Genomic DNA, 17561 nt, shown 5'->3' with positions numbered 1-17561 from the left:
CTTTATCGTTTCCTCAACCGTTCAATATGAAGTGTGATATATCCAAGCTCTTGGTCAGGAAGGTTAATTCCATGTAAATTTAGTAAATCTTTTGCAATTTCTTTTGCATAATTGTATGAAACCGGAAACTTCTTTTGAATCATGACGATCATTTCTTCATCCATCGAATGAGGTGCATACTGACTCAACCTTGTTAATGTAAAACGCAGATGTGTAATTAGGCGATGATATGAAATATCGTTTTCTTCTACAGCAATGGATAAATGATTCTTTATCGATTGAACCATGTCTCTTATAATCGCTGTTTGCCGAACCGTCTGATGTAGATCACCTCCATGCGGCTTCATCGTATGCAGATGAAGAGCGATAAAAGCAGCTTCATCGATAGGCATGTCTACTTGACAAACTTCCTTTATATGTTTTAATGCCCAAAGACCAATTTCGAATTCTTTTTGATATAGTATCTTTATTTCATGTAATAACTTGTTATTTATTTCAATGCCATCTCGAGACCTTTCAATAGCAAATGAAAGGTGATCAGTTAGAACAATATGAATATGCTCATTTAATTTCGTACCCATATGTCTTTCAGCATACGTAATAATTTCTTCTGATATCGTAAAATGTTCTTCTGGAATTCGGCTTAATAATTGTTCAAGCTTGTCATTCTCTCGCATAACAAAAATCTTTTCTATTTTATTTACATTTACAATATCGTTTCGTTTCTTATTAAAAGCAATTCCAGCCCCAACAGCTACTTTTTCCTTCCCATCATCAAGTACGATAACCGCATTATTATTAAGAACCTTTTTAATTTTAATCGTAATTCCCTCCCTTCTAATTAAAATTGGATTACCTATTACTTAGGGGTAACAGTCATTAACACGGTCTCACCAGGGTTGCATTTCTTAATAGGTTCAAGCTGAATTTGTTTCTCTGCACTATTTGTAATGATAATGGGTGTTATAATGCTGGTGGCATTTTCTTTGACAAATTTCCAATCAACTTCAATCAGCAGCTGACCAATTGATACGGAATCTCCCGTTTCAACTAACGTTTCAAATCCTTTCCCATGTAATGACACCGTTTCCAAACCAATGTGAATAAGAAGCTCTGTCCCATCATTAGCTCGAATACCGATTGCATGCTTCGTATCTGCCACAAGGATGACAGTTCCTTCGATCGGAGAGTGGATCCCGCCATCCTCTGGCATGATTGCGACGCCATCGCCCATCATTTTTTCACTAAAAACTGGATCCGGAACCTGTTCTAGTGGAAGCATTTCCCCTTTAACAGGTGCGAGTATTTGCAATTTACGTTTATTAAAGAATCTTGATAGCATATTGTTTATCTCCTTTATATATCTAACTAATAGTGTGGATTGAGCTGACATAACAAAAAAAGGCATGGAGGTAAAAGAAAAAGCCTTTGGCTCTTCCAAATTTACCACCATGCCTGATCGTGTCAGTAACATGTGATCAATATAAAATTACAAATTTATAGTACCACTAAATGAATACTAACGCAATAACATAATGAGTGAATTGTTTGAATTCAGACTTAGTGGTCTAAATGCTGGATAATTTCCTATTGAACAATAAGTGGTAACGATATTCGTTTCCTGCCAATTCATATCATGACTATTTGACTAGACCTAATCTTGATAGCTAGATAATTGCTGATGTGCAGAATTAAGGGAATTAATTGCTTCTTGAATCTTACTTTTGTTTTCTTGCTTTTCTGCAGTGCTAAGTGCTTGCTGCAATGTATGAACCGTTTCTTGTACAGATGAAATTCCTTGATCCACATACTGTTTTGCTTTTGGCATATGTATCTCTCCTTTTATTACGAATCAAAAATAGTATCTGCACAAGTGGTTAGTTTCATTCCTATTCTCATCTAAAAGAATATCCTTTGAAATCGCTACTTTCATACCATAAATTGCTTCATCAGCATGCAAGCTAATTCTGTTAAATGAATTAGATTCTTAAAAACCTATTACACAGCTGCTTCTAATGATAAATTAGGTTTTAATCTTTACATTTTTTTAATCATGTAAACTTGCTCAGTCTTTGATTTAAAGCCAATTGCCTTTAAAATAGAATGGGTTAATCCACTTTGAGCAATCGGTAAGTTAGGAATGACACGATTAATATCATCAGTAAACGATCGAAACACCGCATTAATTAATGATTTTGTTATTTGCTCAGCATCCTTTTGTTCTGGTTCCACTTCACATTGATATAAAACTGTATTTATATGCTTGCCTTCATTATTAAATGTTCTCCGAAAATAAGCATACCCTATTGGATTTTCATCTGAGTCTTTTACAATCATTGCTTCTCCATCCCTTGCACTTTGCCACTGTGTCTGCCAAGGATTCATCCCTTTATAGAATGGAATCAATCCTATTTGCTGTGGAACTGCTCTTTCTATTTTGTATTTATTTAAGGAAATAGTAGAATAATTATTTTCTAATTGCCCGTTTAACCCTAAATATTCTAAGTGATCAACTATTTCATAACCCATCTTTTCATATAAGGAAATGGCTTTAACATTTTCACTTATAGCTTCTAATGAAGCATAATCTACCTTTTCTTCATTAAGGATGGATAAGGTTTCTTCCATTAACATCCTCCCTATCCCTTTTTTTCTTAGATCTAAGGCAACGCCAGTGCCTCCATTCCAGGCTAATTTTTTTCCATTAAACTCACGAATTCCATTTTTTACAATACCAATTGGCTTTTTGTCCATGAACGCAACAATGGAAAGATTGGGTGACAATCCCTCATGTACTAATCTAGTTATGAATTTATCTGCTGTCGTAGTCGCATCGAAATAATACCCCTCAAAGCCGGTATTCCATGCCTCTACGCCCTCTTCAATTGTACAATCTTTTAATCTCTTTATTTCGATCATCGCGATCCCCCGTCTCTTATTCATAAAATCAAAATGCTGTCATACAAATAGGCTTTTGTAAATGCGGGAATAATTGTTTAATCACAGCCATATCTTCTGATTTTTTTATTTTTAATCGCCCATACTGATACAATTTATCAGCACTTATTGCCCCCATAGCAAGGGAAGAAAAATCCGAGATATCAAGCTCTACTTCAATATCCGTACTTTTTAGCACATACTCATCTACTGCAAACTTTCCATTTCCATAAGACAGAAGCCATTTTTGCGGTTCATCCGAATGGAACGAGTCTTTTATCATTACACCTACCTGACAGGCTTGATTGGATAAATGATCAGTAGGAAGGTGTAATAGAAACTTCGGAACGTCAATTATTTTATACATTAGACCGATTCCTGATGTCTTCGTTTCATGATAAACACTGGGTATTAAGTGATTGCTGCCATTTCTCGATTCACTGATTAAAAACTCTATATCATCATCTTGCGTGTTCAGAATGATTCGATTCACTTGGTCAGCCTGTGTGTTTAAAAAATGGCTTATTTGAGTAAGTGCCTTTGGCGTTTCGTAAATGAACTCTTTAATGATTAAATTATTGACTAAGAAGTTTTCGTTATTGACACTTTTAAAGGTGAAGACTAGATAGCCCTTCAATTCCCCATTCTCCATAAATCCAACTAGCTTGTGATCAGGGTTTTTGAACAAGATTTCCAGGTCATGATCTGTCTTCAAAATCATGCCATGAGTTGAACGAGCATATCGGTTTGCACAGCTCTCTATCAGTTCTTTATAAGATGATTCTAAATACATTAATCCTTCTTTTGTTACTTCCTTTGGAAAACTAGCCGGTTCAATTTGGTATTGATTCATCTTTGTCCCATAGCCAAAGCCCATTTTCTTATAAAAATCGGGTCTGAACGGGTACAGCATGACGATTGATGTTCCCTTTTCTTTAAAATAGGAAATGAAATAGTCGATCAGCTCTTTCGCAACCTTTTCCTTTTTATGAAGCAAATCTACTGCAACCAGTCCAACTCCGCCAGCTTCGACTAGTTTGCCATATACATTCATCGTAAAATGATGAATTCTCATGCCACCAGTTAATTTCCCATTGCGAAACAATCCATAAAAATTAACCGTATCAACTTTCTCTTGTATGGATACTAAACTGTCTATATATTTTTGCTTAAATTCAGCAGTATTTCTCGTTGTTCCTGGATAGGCATTTACAACAATTTCTGCAAAGCTTGAAATCTCCTCTTTTTCCAGTCTTCTAATGTTACTTTCCATCACATCTCACCCCAAATCTGGTAATTTAAAAAATTTAGATGGCTGTAAAATAAATTGCCACGAATCTAACTAATTGGTTTATTTTACAGCAGCATGCCTAAATGAATTGTTAGCATTCTAAAAAGCTTAGAATCATCTGTTGATAGTTTTCTAGCACTTCAGTATAAGGGTATTCGTTATTGATTATCGTATGCAGCATAGCTCCGTCCATTAAAGTCCAAAACATATTTGCGATCACTTGAAGTTCAACGTTTCTTCGGAACTCTCCTAATCTTTGACCTTCTTCTATTATTTCTATAATCAATTGAATAAAGAATTTACGCCCTCTTTCTTTGAGAATCTTATTAATCTCATCACTTCTAGACGAATATAATGTAAATTCCAAATGTACGATAATAATTTTTCTTCTATCTTCTTCATAGGGATCCATTCCTATATAAATTCCAAAAAGATAGATTAGTTTTTCTTTAGCTGTTCTTAGATTGATTAGCTTCTCTAGTAATTTTGCATTGTTCGTTTCAGTCTGCTCACGCATTAATTCTAAGTAAATTTCATCTTTACTTTTAAAATAATTATAAATGGCTCCCTTACTAATTCCTGAACGTTTAACAATGTCATCGATTGTTGCCACTTGAAATCCCTTTTTTGCAAAACAATCTAAGGCGCTGTCTAAAATTTCTCTTTTCTTTTTCTGCTTATATTCTTCAGATACGATTGGCGGCAAATGATTCCCTCCATACTATTTAACAAAAACTGTAATAATATTGATTATCAATATAATAAACCGACTAGCCAGTTTATTTCAAGTTATTTTTTAATTTTTCTGAAATCAATAACTGGCTAAATGATAAACAATTTGCCCCTATCCATCATATAGACGGATAGGGGCATCAAATTTTTCGTATCTTTCTAATCCTGATATCCAGTTAATTGCTGCTGAGAAAAATTTAGAAAATAGATTGCATCTTGCAATTTTACTATCTTCCTTCTCTGTATGGTCAAGTGCTTACTGCCATGTATGAACCGTTTACTTTATGTATTCTTCTCTTAGAATACTGTATATTTCTAAATCGACGATTCCTTTCCCTGACCACAATGTTGCTTGCCGTAAAGTACCTTCGTACATGAAACCATTTTTCAGCAAGACCTTCTTTGAACTCTCATTTTGCGGCATGACCTCCGCTTGTATTCTATTCACATTTCCCTCCATAAATAGAAATGTTAACAAGATTCGAACAGCTTCTGTAGCAATGCCTTTCCCCCAATAAGATTCTGCTAAAAAGTAGCCGATTGTGCACATATTTACCTTTTGATTAAAATCAAAGGCTTCGATAATTCCAACCAGCTCATCATTAAAAAAAATCCCCCACTTAATTCTTGTTCTCTTTAGATAATCACGTTCAAAATGACTAATCATTTTTTTCACTGTATCTTTATTATGCTTAGGAATAATCCCACAATATTCGAAGACGCGTCCATTATTGTAAATAGCAAATACACCTTCGAAGTCATTTTCTTCTACTTTTTTTAAGATAAGTTGATCAGACTTCAAAATAGGGAACTCATTGAAAATAGTTTCCATATTCATAAACTCACTCACCGCTTTCATCCTTTTTAGTATTCATTTTCTCTTTTTAATCGGAATGTATAAATCTACCTTGCATTTTCCTTCCGGGTCTTCCATTGGGTTATTCATACAAAACTCTAAACAGGGGCGATCATCCGCATCATACTCACTATTTGGCAGCCATTGTCCAAATAAGCTTTGATAGGTAATCGCAAACTTATCTATCGTATCGTAGAACGTGTACAATGCATAAACTCCACCAGATAATTTTTTAAATTGAACCTCACTCTGATCTTCTTTATTGAAATCAATTGGAATCGTTACACAAGCATCATAGCGACAAGCGAATTCATCAACCATACTCGGATCATCTAAAGAAATGCCAATGAAGTACTGATTTGTCGGAAAAAGATTGTTTTGTTCTGCCCACTTTCCTAATTTACTCCAGGCATGATGCGTATCCAAATAACTTCCAATATGTCTGATATACGCAACTTCGTATTCGGGAAGCTCCTTAACAGAAATATTCATTTTCCAAATCCTCCTTAGAAAATCATTTTTGTTACTTTTATAGTAATTAAGAGGATTGGATAACTCTTCCTGAATTTTGCTAATTTGTAATGGGAAATTGCTATTTTCTTTAAATTCCTTCCTTACTTCGCTTGGTGTTTTGCTAAAGTGTCTTTTGAATATGGCGTTAAAGTTAGAGACAGATTCAAAACCACAAAGACTAGCAATTTCGAGAATTGTCTTATTCGTTTCTAACAAATAAACCGCGGATTTATGAAGACGTTTTTGGTTTACAAATGCAATGGGAGTAAGACCAACGATGGAAGTAAATATTCGAGAAAAATGATATTTTGAAAAGCTAGAGATACTGGCTAAATCTTCAAGGCTAATAGGCTGAAAGCTATTTTCTTCAATAAACTGAATAACTTTTCCTATTCTTTTTATATAATCGTCATTCTCCATTTAACCTGATCCTTTCATATTTTCCTAAATGTTCCATATGTAAATTATACATGGTTGAGCAATTTATTTAATAGCCCAAATTTTTAAGGTAAAAGCAAAAAAGCTCTATGCAAATGCATAAGAGCCTCTTTCAAATTTCAAATCGATAAATAAGCTACGCAAAAAAATTCCTGAACTCAAAAATACTTATAACATTCATTAGTAATATGGATAATAAGGGTAATATGGTGGATAGAACGGATAAGGTCTAGGATAAACAAACGGACTCAACAACGCACCTGCCGCAAGCCCTCCTACAAATCCACCGAAAAAAGGGCTGCCAAATCCAAAACCAAAAGGTCTGTCGAATCCAGGTCTGCCAAATCCAAAACCAGGACGGAATCCATAAGGTCTTCTTAAATCATTCATTCCATTTCCTACATGCATAAAAGCCCCTCCTTTTCTATTTATACACCAAATTATGCTTACTGGATGAATTAGGTTTAAGACAAATGCCTAATAAATGAATTGTTTATGATCTAAGTTTTATAATTTATTTGAAAAACAAAGGGCACTCAGAAATAGAAGCAAAAAAAGCTGAAAATCATGAAGTAATTTTTCTTTACTTTATGATTTTCAGCTTATTGAGCAACCTCTTCAAGTTGCTTATAAATAGTTGATACACCTATCCACCAGTTTGGATCCTCTGCATATTTTCGGTTAATCCACTGAAAAGGATCTTCTTCCTTTGGACGATCCTTACTTACATTTACAATTGTGCGTGCGGCAATTCGACTTGATTCCGAAATGTTCGTATTAAAATCTTCCCAACTATGAAATACATTAAAAGGATTATTCGCGATTTTTTCTGCATTCACATGTTCTCTTGATACAAACCCTTGCTCCTGGCCCGTAATAGCAAATAATAATAGCGGGTCAATATTAAATTCACTCGCAGCATTTATAATGGAAGAATAGTAGGGTTCTTCTGCTAAGATTGATTTCCTTCCATTCAGCCATTCTCTTAACTTCTTATCATCAACCTGTTCGTATTGCAGATAGGAAGGCAAGTTATTAGGTATTCTTTGATTAGTAGCTGCTTCTTTATTTTCTGCTGTTTGCCCTTTTGCATAATCAAGAGGTACTTGGGCCGGATTCTCCACAAAAATTATCATAACAAACGCTATGAATATGATTGCAGTTGCGCCAAGGAAAAGCGATCTATATTTTGGCCATATCCCGCTTTTAAATGTGTTTGTAATGGATATTGGCTCGTTTTCATCAATAGAAATAGGATATGTAATTTCCCTTTTTGGGTAGCTATTAAGAAAACCCGCTATGTTTAATTCTGATACATTTATATCTTTATCTACTTTCTTATATACCCATTTCGGCAGTTCTTGTTCTATTTCCTCGCGTGTTGCCAGCCCTATGCTAGATTCAATGATATCATTAGCCGAGATAGACAGTGAATTGGCAGACAGTTTCTTATTCATCAGCTCCATCCGAATCCTTCTTTTCGTTTCCTTCGAAAAATTGGGCAAGGACTGGTCTATCATTCGATGAATCGTTTTTGCTAGTATACTTGCTTTTTCTTTTGAACTTAATGTCTGATATTGAATATTTAGCTGTTCCTTTATCTCTTTAATTCCTTCTTCACTGATAACTTCTATTTTTAATAATTGTTCATTAAATGGAGTCAATTATTTCCACCCCAACTACTTGTTGTAAATCTATAGTACTATATTATCTAGTAAATAAGTTGAACTTCATACTAAATTAGTCTAATTAGTATAAAAATCAGCAATTGATAATCTTTGAAGGTTCCCCTCTTAGCGATCTCTGTGCACAATATAATCCATTAAATGCTTCAAAAAAACAATCTTACGCGGTACCTCTTCCAATGCTTCCATCGCTAGACAGTAATGATCCCACATCGCTTTCTCGGCTCCTTCAAAACCTAGGACCGTTACAAAGGTTGAATTGTTGTTTTCAGCATCTTTCCCCGTATGTTTTCCAAGTAAATTCAGGTTACCTTCAACATCCAGAAGATCATCCTTAATTTGGAACGCGATCCCAGCATGGTAGGCATACTTCTTCAGTGCATCCATCTCTAGTTTGTCTGCTTGGGCGAGAATTGCCGGCATAATGAGTGCAGCCTCAAATCCAATCCCTGTTTTATAAAAGCACATGGTATTTAATTGCTCCAAAGTCAATTGCATTCCTTTAGACTCCAGATCCATCGCCTGTCCCTTACACATATCCTCTGTTGTTTTGGAAGAATAACGAATCAAATTCAGCACCGCTTTTGAATCAAAATGGTCAAGTGATGCTTGTTCCCTCGTTGCCTTTTGTGTTAAAAAGAGTCCTGTTAATTCTGCAATAGCAATGTTATATACTTTATGAAGAGTTTGGCGTCCCCTGCGAACAGATGCATTATCTTGAGATGGCAAATCATCGAAAATTAGGGATGCTGTATGCATATACTCCAAAGATTTTAGAAGCGGCTCCATAGCCGATTGATTTAATCCATATTCATTCACACCCATAACCCATGTCATGATTGGCCGGAGCCGCTTTCCATCTCCCTCTAGGCTATAATTTGCAGCATCAATAATTGAATCGTTCATTAAAGGATTCTTCTCATTTTTTGAAATAAATAAGACGCTGTTAATCTGCTTCCGTCCTTTTTCAATTGTATTAAAAAAATCTTCCTTTTCTATCCGGTCATTATTCAGATTGGTTATCACATGATCTCGAAGAAGTTTATCAAAGAAATCCACATCATCCGCTTTTCGAACCATTTTTTGAATCAACCGATTAAATTCCGAATTTCCTGAAGCAAATATGTCCATTACTTCATCGTATTTTTTTGCTCCCATTCGTTCTTTAAATCTCTTCAATCCATTGATCGCCCGATCCAGTATGACCTCACGGGACTTTTTATCTGAGTGATAGACATGATGAATCAAATTGGAGATAACCGTCCAGTATAATTCAAAAGGATTGATCAGATCTGAGCGCTTATCATGATATTTCATATAATAGGTATACGGTGTTACCGCTCCATCCTCCATATCCTCAAACATATCCGCAAAATCATCTGCCAGCTGGTTGTAGATCCCATAATAAAATGTTCGGTTATCAATTTCCTCATCCTCAGCAGCATTAATTAAGGAACGAACGATCAATCGTGAAGACGAGGACTTTAAAATAACCGGAATATAAAGCTCTTCATTTGTATAATGCCCATTAGAAAGGTCCTTTGCGCGGTCCACTTCCTGAGAATGATAAAAGACATAGGCTTGCTCGAAAAAATATCGTCTTGTCTCCTTTTGCTGCTGGCTCTTCATATACTCAAAGGCATCCTTAAGCTCCCTATGAATATATCTGATTAGTTCTCTATTCTTTCCTGTCCACTCACCCAATTTATGCACTTTCCCTGTGACTAGAGTGTTACGGATCCATTCAGTATATTGTTTCTCCTCTTTCTCAGATAAAATCTTCGCATCCAAAAGATCATCAATGAAGGGATAGGTCAGTCCATAGGAATATCCTAGCCTAATCGCCCGATCAAGTTTCTGTGCACGCGCTTTAGGCGAAACTTGACCATCCATCTCTTCAATCTCATTCATCACCACTCCGGCGATAATTTTAATAATCTTCCGCTGAGCGTGCGTTGCATCCATCCCTTTAGGAATATTAGAGGAAACCTCTTTTAGTTTATTAATCACCCAGATGATGGTGGATTCGATGCCTTCCTTCTGGGCTCTTCTATATAACCACTTCATGCTATAAATCTCATTTGTTGTTCTTGCAGAATCAGTCAGCTGCCTATTTAAACTGTCAACAATAGTTCTTATTCTGGTCTGTGTAGTAGATGAGTGAAGTGATTTTCCCAAGTCCCTCATAAAAATATAAGAGATGCTGCGATCCAGATAATTATTTAATTTGCCAGTGTGCTCAAGCCATTGAATATAACTTTTATACCCAAGAGAATTAGAGTTCCCCTTTTTCCGAGAAAATAAAGAAAGCAACGAATGATAATGAATGTGGTTGTGCTTCCAGGATTGTATATCCTTTGTCAGAGTTGGAACATATGTCTTTTTCTTAACCTGCTCATGAAGTTTCTTAAAATACTGATTGGCTTTCTGCTCCGCTCTTCGGTAGCTAGCATTTGCATTTTTTTGTATCTCCTCATTCATTCGATCCATTCCCTCTATTTAATGATTTCTTAATATATGTATATAAATCCGTTCAAATAACTAGTAATACTCCAAAAATAACATCTTTCTATTGAGATAGCCAAATTATATATGTTTTCATTGAACTACAACAAAGATAGGTACTCACCTATGTTACCTGCTATGAATATCTTAACCTTAAAACGATATGAATGACGGGGGAATTGTGGTGGGATACTTTGTTCCTGTAGAACCAGGTGTAAATTTATTTGTGGAAGATATTAATCAAGAAGGCAGCAAGACAATCGTGTTTATACATGGCTGGCCACTGAGCCATAAACAATTTGAATATCAGTTTAACATTCTTCCAGCACTGGGTTACCGCTGCATTGGAATAGATTGGAGGGGCTTTGGCAAATCGGATAAACCGATAAGCGGATACACTTATAATAGGCTGGCAGATGATATCCGAATGATTGTTAGCACGCTTCAACTTGACAATTTCTCGCTCGTTGGCCATTCTACTGGGGGAGCAATTGCTATTCGTTATATGTCCCGTTACAGCGGGTACGGAGTTTCCAAGCTTGTCCTTATTGACGCTGCAGCTCCGACTGGCTTTACAAAAGAAACAGCAAAAGACCTATTAAAGGAAACATTAAATGACCGTCCTAAAATGATGCAAGGAATAACAGATACCTTTTTCTTTCAATATATAACAAGTTCATTTTCAGACTGGTTTTTCCAGATGGGGTTAGAGGCTGCAGGCTGGTCGACTGCGGCTATTATTAAACTATTAAGAGATGAAAAGCTGGATGCAGATCTTCCAAAAATAGATAAGCCTACCCTAATTATACATGGGATTCATGACAAAGTGATTCCGTTTGCACAAGCACAGGAGCTCGATCAAAAAATAAGGAATTCTCAGCTTGTTCCATTCCAGTACAGCGGTCATGGTCCTTTTTGGGAAGAACGTGACAAGGTAAACCAGCTATTAACCCAATTTATATAGTAAAAATCAAGGCGAGTATCCTTTGGAATCCTCGCCTTCTTTGATCTATTTTTGTAGTTCCTGCAAACTACGATAAAAGATTTTTACTTAGCCACGGTTTAATCAAAGGCAAAACCGTATCGGGCTGCATAGCTTTAGTATGGTCCATGCTGATGCCTTCTATTATTTCGACATCCCATCCTAATTGTTCCAATTCTCGTTTGTTTTTTTTGATTAAACCGACTACATCAACAGATACATTTCCAAAGTTTTCACCATAAGTAATGGTATCCTTTTCTCCTGCAAATGTGAGTCTAGGAATATACAAACGATCTTGGACTTTTTTATCATGAAACTGCACTAAGCTTTTATACATCGTCACAAATTGTTTCGTCTGATCTGGGTTCATTTGTACCTGAATATTGTCCCAATCTATTTCTTCAGGAAGAATTTGTTCAGAATGATCAGCTTCAGAACTATCTTGATTATATAATGCCTGTTCAAAGGTTTTATTCGTGACTGTCATCATTTCTTTATACGGTCCTTCCATTGGCGGAAAGCCACCCATAATTAAACATTCTAGTCTATTTGTTCTAATAGCCAATTGTAATCCAGCTAAAGCCAACCATGAATACCCATAGTATCCAAACTTTTCAACTTTCATTTCATCAGCGATCAATAAAAAGTCTTTTACAATAGTCTCAGGTGTGAGATTATCTCCATTTGGGTGTTCCATTCGATGCCCTTCATAATCAAAGAATAATACTTGAAACGTGTCAGATAATCCTTCAACAAATTTATTACCAAGCTCAGGGTCTACTCCCCATAACTTCAACGTTTCAGCAGCTTGGCCGAAAACGGATTTTTTTGCTATCGACAGCATGATTGTTTTATTGTTTGAGTTCCCCGTTAAGCCGACTTCTATTTCTGAACCGTCGTTTAATTTAACTACTTTGTTCAATACAATCACTCCTCAAGTGTTTATACTAATATCATATAACCTTCATGCAAGCTTTCAGTCTTTCCTTTTTTTCTATTGTTATCATCGTGTTTTATAGTTTTTAAGTTAACGTAGCACTTGAAGGTTTTACTTTAATCATAAGGAGTAAAAATATGAAATATACACCGGCGCAAATTGCTAATCAGCTCAATGTTAGTACAACCACTCTAAGGCGATATGAAGAACAAAATCTAATTCCAGATGTACCAAGGACACAAAGCAATCATAGAAACTATCTGCCTATCCATTTCCAAACTTTCATTACGATAAGAGCATTATTGAAAGGGTATGAGATTCCCGTTGTTTATGAAGCAATGAGAAAAATTAAAACTGGTGATATTGGGCAAGCACTCTGGTTAATAAATAACCAGCAATACAAAATTGAAGTAGAAAAACAGCGGGTGGACGAAATACTTTTGATGATAAAAAGCACGGATTTTCCTAAATATAAAAATGTTACATTGACGGATAAAATGAGCATTGGAGAAGTTGCAGAAATGGCTGGGGTTAATACATCTTCTATCAGACATTGGGAAAAGGAAGGATTAATTCATTCAGAAAGAAATAATGAAAATGGCTATCGAGTGTTCACCATTCAAGAATTAAGAAAGATATTAGTCATTAGCAGTTTAAGAAAAACGATCTATTATATTGAACATATGAAAAAACTTTTAGATAACCTAGACACAAAAAATTATACACAACTCGAACAATCCTTTCAGCTTGCAAAAGAAAAATTGAACAGTCAGCTAATGATTCAGTTTGAAGGGATAACTGAATTAATGAAATATGTGGAATTAACAAGAAAGGAGCAGGCAAAGAGAGAATAATTATGCCGGTTACATGCATTGTGTTTGCAAAAAACGATATATTCGCCGTTATCACTAATATATTCGCCGTCCATCAAAGTATATTCGCCGTTAACCTTTTATATTGGACAAACACAAAAAATGAACTTAGTAATAAACTAAGCTCATTTTTGTCACTATTGTGATTGATTTCTCTCACAGCTTGTCCTGCTACACAGTCATTTCCCAGTTGGATAATGCCAACCAGTTCTCTTTTTCTTTATAGTCGGGCATTATTTTCCCTACAAGACGCCAGAAGGAACGGTCGTGATTCAGATGGACCATGTGACACATTTCATGAACAACGACATAGTTAATAACCTCAGGGGGCGCCATTGCTAGCCTCCAATTAAATGTTAATCGGTGTTCAGAGTCACAGGTTCCCCACGTATTTTTACTATCAGAAATACGGATAGATCTTGGTTTTGTTTTAAAGTTTTTTTGATAAGATGAGATACTCTTTTCTACTAATGCCTTACACTTCTGATAATAAAATCGTTTCAATGTTTGTCTGATTTTATCTTCATCTAGCTGCTTAACATATATATTTAGCTTATCTTCTTCAAATACAATATGGTCATTCGAAATATTTATATCTTGGAAGATCTTTATCGGGTAGGTATTTCCTAAAAAAAGAAAGTTCTCGTCATTCTTATAGACCTTTTCCTTCGGCCCATTCAGTATTTCCTTCTTTTCTTTTACTTTTCGCCTAATAAGATCCCAGTTTGCCTCTAATACCTTGATTACTTTTTCATCAGGTGTTCCTTTCGGAGCCTGGACTTCAATATTTCCATATCCATCTATCATGATTCCAATGGAGGTTCGGTTTTTGTACTTTATCTCATAATGGATAGTTGCACCTAAGTAAGTATGTGTCATGTCATCACCTATAGAATCCGTTAATCCATTAACCCCTGTATTTAATAGCTAGACCTTTTAAGAAGTTTCTAGCAAAATTATCTAGGCATACTTTATAATTCTTATGTCCTTCTTTTCTTAATAACGCTCCAAGCTCTCCTTTTGTTACCCTTAATCCTGCATTATCAAAGATTTCCAGCATATCCTCAGTCGTTAGTGCCAGCGCTATTTTGACTTTCTTTAATAAGATATTATTCATATTTGGGCTACGTGTAAAAGACGGTTCTGGTTTATCAGGCTGGCCTGGTTTCGGATCTTGTCTCCCTCTCTTATAAATAATGAGCCCATTTAAAAATGCATCCAACATACTGTTGCTGCATTTTATTTGGCTGTCGCTATCATCCTCAAATTCATCATCAACCTTAGTGAGAATTTTTACTACCTCTGGTACTGTTACCTCCATATCACCAAGTTTAAATATTTCTGCCATTTCTTTATTTTTTATTTCTAACGCATATCGCAAGCGAATTAATATATCGTTATTATCCATCATTCGACCTCCTATTTTTATAAATAGTGCTGTCACCTAAAGCAATCAGCCCTAGTTCAGTCTATCTTATTTCATGCTACTCCTTCAATCTCACATAAGTGATGAAAACCTAGCTCCCTAATAATACTACAATTGAAAATAAATTAAGTATCTGTAATTTTCATTTTAGGTTTACCACACCTCTGATATATTGGACAAACACATAAAAAGTACAATGGCTCAAATACATCCACTGTACTTTATTAATAATCAGATGTTATCTGCTTTTCCTTACTCTAATAAAGCCATCAATGATGTCCCACACTAATGCAAATAAGAATAGAATAAGCAGCCATAATGTTGCTTGTTCCCAAATAATACCTATTGTCTTAAATGCATCGCTGTGTGGAACTAGTTGGCCGCTTTCTACCAATTGAGTCATGAAGTTTGGATTCCAAACGGCCGGTTCAGCAATAACAAAGATCAAACCAATAATTGAAATGATATTGACGACAGCTGTAAATAAAACAAGTTGCATCGTCCATCTGCCATAAACCATTTTCAAACATTCTTTTATAATACCAAAACCGAAAATCAGCAGGATAAATAGCAGGTAGTAGCCATAATACTCTTCATTAAAGAATGGAATTACCTCTTTAAACTTTCCATTTTCAAAAAACCATACACCAAAGTACTCACTGGAAAAAACGAAAACCGCAATACATATAATATAGAAAACGATTCCGGTTATCGCTTCTCCTCTTTTTACCCGTCCTTTTGGATGAGGAACTGGTGGTAAATCTGAGGGTTTCCAACTACGCTTTGGTTGCAGCTCTTTCTTCTTAAGATGTGTATTGCCTGCAAATTGAATGACTGCAAAAGCAAACGTCGTCCATCCAAAAGCCATTGGTAATCCAGTTACTAAAGATATAATAAATGAGATAAACGTTTGTAATATAGATGGTGGATCCAAAATGATCCCAATAATAAATGAAACACCCATGACTGCACTTGAAGCAATTAAAGCAATTTTCAACACCATAACATAATGGTCAAATAATTCTGGGCCGATTAAATATCGGTTCGTTCCTCGATATTTATTTGCTAATTTCCGTGGTTCGCCTAGTTCTAATAATACTTCTTCCACATCTTTTTCTGTTACTTTGCCATCTTGTACTCGTTCATCGAGCATATCCTCAATAAGGCTGCGAAGCTCCTTTGCGATGTCCTCTCTCTGAGATTGCGGTAATAATTGAGTAACAGCGTATACATACCGTTCGATCATCTCCATTTTATGATCCCCCTTTGTTTTTAAGCAAATTATCTAAACTATTCACCATATCCTTCCATTCAACAACAAGCTGTTCAAAAACCACCTTCCCACTATCACTCAAAAGGTAATATTTCCGGGGCCTTGTTTCATTTGTATCCCATTCACTTTCCAAAAGACCTTGTTTTTCTAGCCTGCGTAGCAAGGGATACAGCGTTCCTGCTTCCACATGAAAATCCTTTTCTTCTAAAGAGGCTACGAGAGAATATCCATATTGTGGTTCATAAAGCTGACTTAAGACTCCAATTGTTAATGTGCCGCGTCTTAATTCCTGCATTAGCTTATCTAAATGTTCATTTGCTTCACTCATGTCATCAACTCCTGTTTTTATTATACTGTATAACATACACTATTGTGAATCATTTATTATTATTTTTTTCCATATAATAAAGCAACCACATTTTAAAATTGGCATGAATATAGGAGACTGGATTCTCCAGTCTCCTTTTTGTTTACTTAACTATTGGCTGTTTTCGCAAACATTGTTGCAAATTAAATGGGGTTCTTCCCTTAATTCTTAAACTAGTGGAACTTGTGAATGTCCAATATTCGTCGTCGCAATGGATATATTCGCCAAACATTCGAGTATATTGGCCGTCAGCTTCGATATATTCGCCGCTAATACAAATATATTCGCCATTATCGTCGATATATTGAACAAATACTAGATGTCACTTGTTGATAAAATATTCAGTAATTAGTATCATTTATATCTCTCCTCATTTATAGTAACCGTATTGATACAGATAGGAAAAAGACAGCATCCACATTTATTTTTAAATATGCTACATTAAAGTATAAATCGTTAGCAAAAAAGAGGTATCCATCGTGCATTCGCAGTTAACAGCTTATATACCGATATCACGGAACTAAAAAGACTGCAGATGGAGCTAGAGCATCAAGCATACTATGATGACCTAACAAAAGTTTATAATCGTCGTGCCTTTTTCCAGAAATGTGAGCAAGCGTTTGCTGTAGCAAAGAAGGCTTCAGCGCCATTTACGATATTTTGATTGATATTGAGTATTTTAAAAGAGTGAATGATACCTATGGCCATTCTGTTGGTGATCAATTGCTTATACATGCACAGTAAAGG

The 17561-nt window shown here is 35.5% G+C and carries 19 protein-coding genes and 1 pseudogene; 3 read left to right on the top strand and 17 right to left on the bottom strand.

Annotated elements, in window-relative coordinates; translation table 11 throughout:
* Nucleotides 1–2: 2 nt before the first annotated feature.
* From AN957_RS03760 to AN957_RS03715, 12 genes and pseudogenes are all read right to left on the bottom strand, one after another.
* On the bottom strand, nucleotides 3–821 hold the full coding sequence (locus AN957_RS03760; RefSeq protein WP_053479231.1) for a PRD domain-containing protein: 819 nt from the start codon (nucleotides 819–821) through the stop codon (nucleotides 3–5).
* Nucleotides 822–859: 38 nt separating this feature from the next.
* Nucleotides 860–1342 (bottom strand): PTS sugar transporter subunit IIA, encoded by a 483-nt coding sequence (locus AN957_RS03755; RefSeq protein ID WP_053479324.1) that lies wholly within the window; start codon nucleotides 1340–1342, stop codon nucleotides 860–862.
* A gap of 312 nt (nucleotides 1343–1654) precedes the next feature.
* Nucleotides 1655–1828 carry a hypothetical protein gene (locus tag AN957_RS27980; RefSeq protein WP_172797611.1) on the bottom strand — a complete coding sequence of 58 codons (174 nt, stop codon included), beginning with the start codon at nucleotides 1826–1828 and terminating at the stop codon, nucleotides 1655–1657.
* 209 nt (nucleotides 1829–2037) lie between these two features.
* Nucleotides 2038–2919, bottom strand: a complete 882-nt coding sequence (locus AN957_RS03750) for a GNAT family N-acetyltransferase (protein ID WP_053479232.1) — start codon at nucleotides 2917–2919, stop codon at nucleotides 2038–2040.
* Nucleotides 2920–2947: 28 nt separating this feature from the next.
* On the bottom strand, nucleotides 2948–4210 hold the full coding sequence (locus tag AN957_RS03745; protein WP_056682348.1) for a GNAT family N-acetyltransferase: 1263 nt from the start codon (nucleotides 4208–4210) through the stop codon (nucleotides 2948–2950).
* 109 nt (nucleotides 4211–4319) lie between these two features.
* Nucleotides 4320–4934, bottom strand: coding sequence for a TetR/AcrR family transcriptional regulator (locus tag AN957_RS03740; protein ID WP_056682342.1), 615 nt, complete (start codon nucleotides 4932–4934; stop codon nucleotides 4320–4322).
* Nucleotides 4935–5237: 303 nt separating this feature from the next.
* The gene (locus AN957_RS03735; protein WP_053479325.1) at nucleotides 5238–5798 is read right to left on the bottom strand and encodes a GNAT family N-acetyltransferase; all 561 of its coding nucleotides are present in this window, start codon (nucleotides 5796–5798) and stop codon (nucleotides 5238–5240) included.
* Between the two features lie 33 nt (nucleotides 5799–5831).
* The gene (locus AN957_RS28960) at nucleotides 5832–6308 is read right to left on the bottom strand and encodes an AraC family transcriptional regulator (protein ID WP_053479326.1); all 477 of its coding nucleotides are present in this window, start codon (nucleotides 6306–6308) and stop codon (nucleotides 5832–5834) included.
* Between the two features lie 129 nt (nucleotides 6309–6437).
* Nucleotides 6438–6749, bottom strand: a pseudogene (locus AN957_RS28955) (helix-turn-helix transcriptional regulator); the annotation flags it as partial.
* A 198-nt stretch (nucleotides 6750–6947) separates the two neighbouring features.
* Nucleotides 6948–7175, bottom strand: a complete 228-nt coding sequence (locus tag AN957_RS03725; RefSeq protein ID WP_056682341.1) for a hypothetical protein — start codon at nucleotides 7173–7175, stop codon at nucleotides 6948–6950.
* A 194-nt stretch (nucleotides 7176–7369) separates the two neighbouring features.
* Nucleotides 7370–8431, bottom strand: a complete 1062-nt coding sequence (locus AN957_RS03720) for a hypothetical protein (RefSeq protein WP_053479236.1) — start codon at nucleotides 8429–8431, stop codon at nucleotides 7370–7372.
* Between the two features lie 129 nt (nucleotides 8432–8560).
* Nucleotides 8561–10942, bottom strand: a complete 2382-nt coding sequence (locus AN957_RS03715; RefSeq protein WP_172797610.1) for a polyprenyl synthetase family protein — start codon at nucleotides 10940–10942, stop codon at nucleotides 8561–8563.
* Between the two features lie 199 nt (nucleotides 10943–11141).
* Between AN957_RS03715 and AN957_RS03710 the strand changes: the two genes are divergently transcribed.
* A complete protein-coding gene (locus AN957_RS03710) occupies nucleotides 11142–11921 on the top strand; it encodes an alpha/beta fold hydrolase (RefSeq protein ID WP_053479238.1) in 780 nt (259 codons plus the stop codon).
* Between the two features lie 67 nt (nucleotides 11922–11988).
* Here AN957_RS03710 and AN957_RS03705 read toward each other — a convergent pair whose 3' ends face one another.
* Nucleotides 11989–12861, bottom strand: a complete 873-nt coding sequence (locus AN957_RS03705; RefSeq protein WP_053479239.1) for an alpha/beta fold hydrolase — start codon at nucleotides 12859–12861, stop codon at nucleotides 11989–11991.
* A 152-nt stretch (nucleotides 12862–13013) separates the two neighbouring features.
* Here AN957_RS03705 and AN957_RS03700 point away from each other — a divergent pair, with 152 nt between their 5' ends.
* Nucleotides 13014–13730 carry a MerR family DNA-binding transcriptional regulator gene (locus AN957_RS03700; protein WP_053479240.1) on the top strand — a complete coding sequence of 239 codons (717 nt, stop codon included), beginning with the start codon at nucleotides 13014–13016 and terminating at the stop codon, nucleotides 13728–13730.
* 189 nt (nucleotides 13731–13919) lie between these two features.
* Here the strand turns inward: AN957_RS03700 and AN957_RS03695 are convergent, their stop codons facing one another.
* From AN957_RS03695 to AN957_RS03680, 4 genes are all read right to left on the bottom strand, one after another.
* Nucleotides 13920–14627 carry a M48 family metallopeptidase gene (locus AN957_RS03695; protein ID WP_056682339.1) on the bottom strand — a complete coding sequence of 236 codons (708 nt, stop codon included), beginning with the start codon at nucleotides 14625–14627 and terminating at the stop codon, nucleotides 13920–13922.
* A gap of 28 nt (nucleotides 14628–14655) precedes the next feature.
* Nucleotides 14656–15156, bottom strand: coding sequence for a YehS family protein (locus tag AN957_RS03690; RefSeq protein ID WP_053479242.1), 501 nt, complete (start codon nucleotides 15154–15156; stop codon nucleotides 14656–14658).
* A gap of 256 nt (nucleotides 15157–15412) precedes the next feature.
* Complete coding sequence (locus AN957_RS03685) at nucleotides 15413–16426, bottom strand: HAAS signaling domain-containing protein (protein ID WP_056682337.1); 1014 nt, start codon at nucleotides 16424–16426, stop codon at nucleotides 15413–15415.
* Nucleotide 16427: 1 nt separating this feature from the next.
* Nucleotides 16428–16775: a PadR family transcriptional regulator gene (locus tag AN957_RS03680; protein ID WP_053479244.1), complete on the bottom strand. Its 348-nt coding sequence runs from the start codon at nucleotides 16773–16775 to the stop codon at nucleotides 16428–16430.
* 726 nt (nucleotides 16776–17501) lie between these two features.
* On the opposite strand from AN957_RS03680, the gene AN957_RS28740 reads away from it, so the two are divergent.
* Nucleotides 17502–17558 (top strand): hypothetical protein, encoded by a 57-nt coding sequence (locus tag AN957_RS28740; protein WP_252240183.1) that lies wholly within the window; start codon nucleotides 17502–17504, stop codon nucleotides 17556–17558.
* The last annotated feature ends 3 nt before the right edge of the window (nucleotides 17559–17561 follow it).

Source organism: Cytobacillus solani (assembly GCF_001420595.1).
Lineage (GTDB): Bacteria > Bacillota > Bacilli > Bacillales > Cytobacillaceae > Cytobacillus > Cytobacillus solani.
Note: the sequence above shows the minus strand (reverse complement) of the source record. Positions and strands in the feature narration are given on the sequence as shown.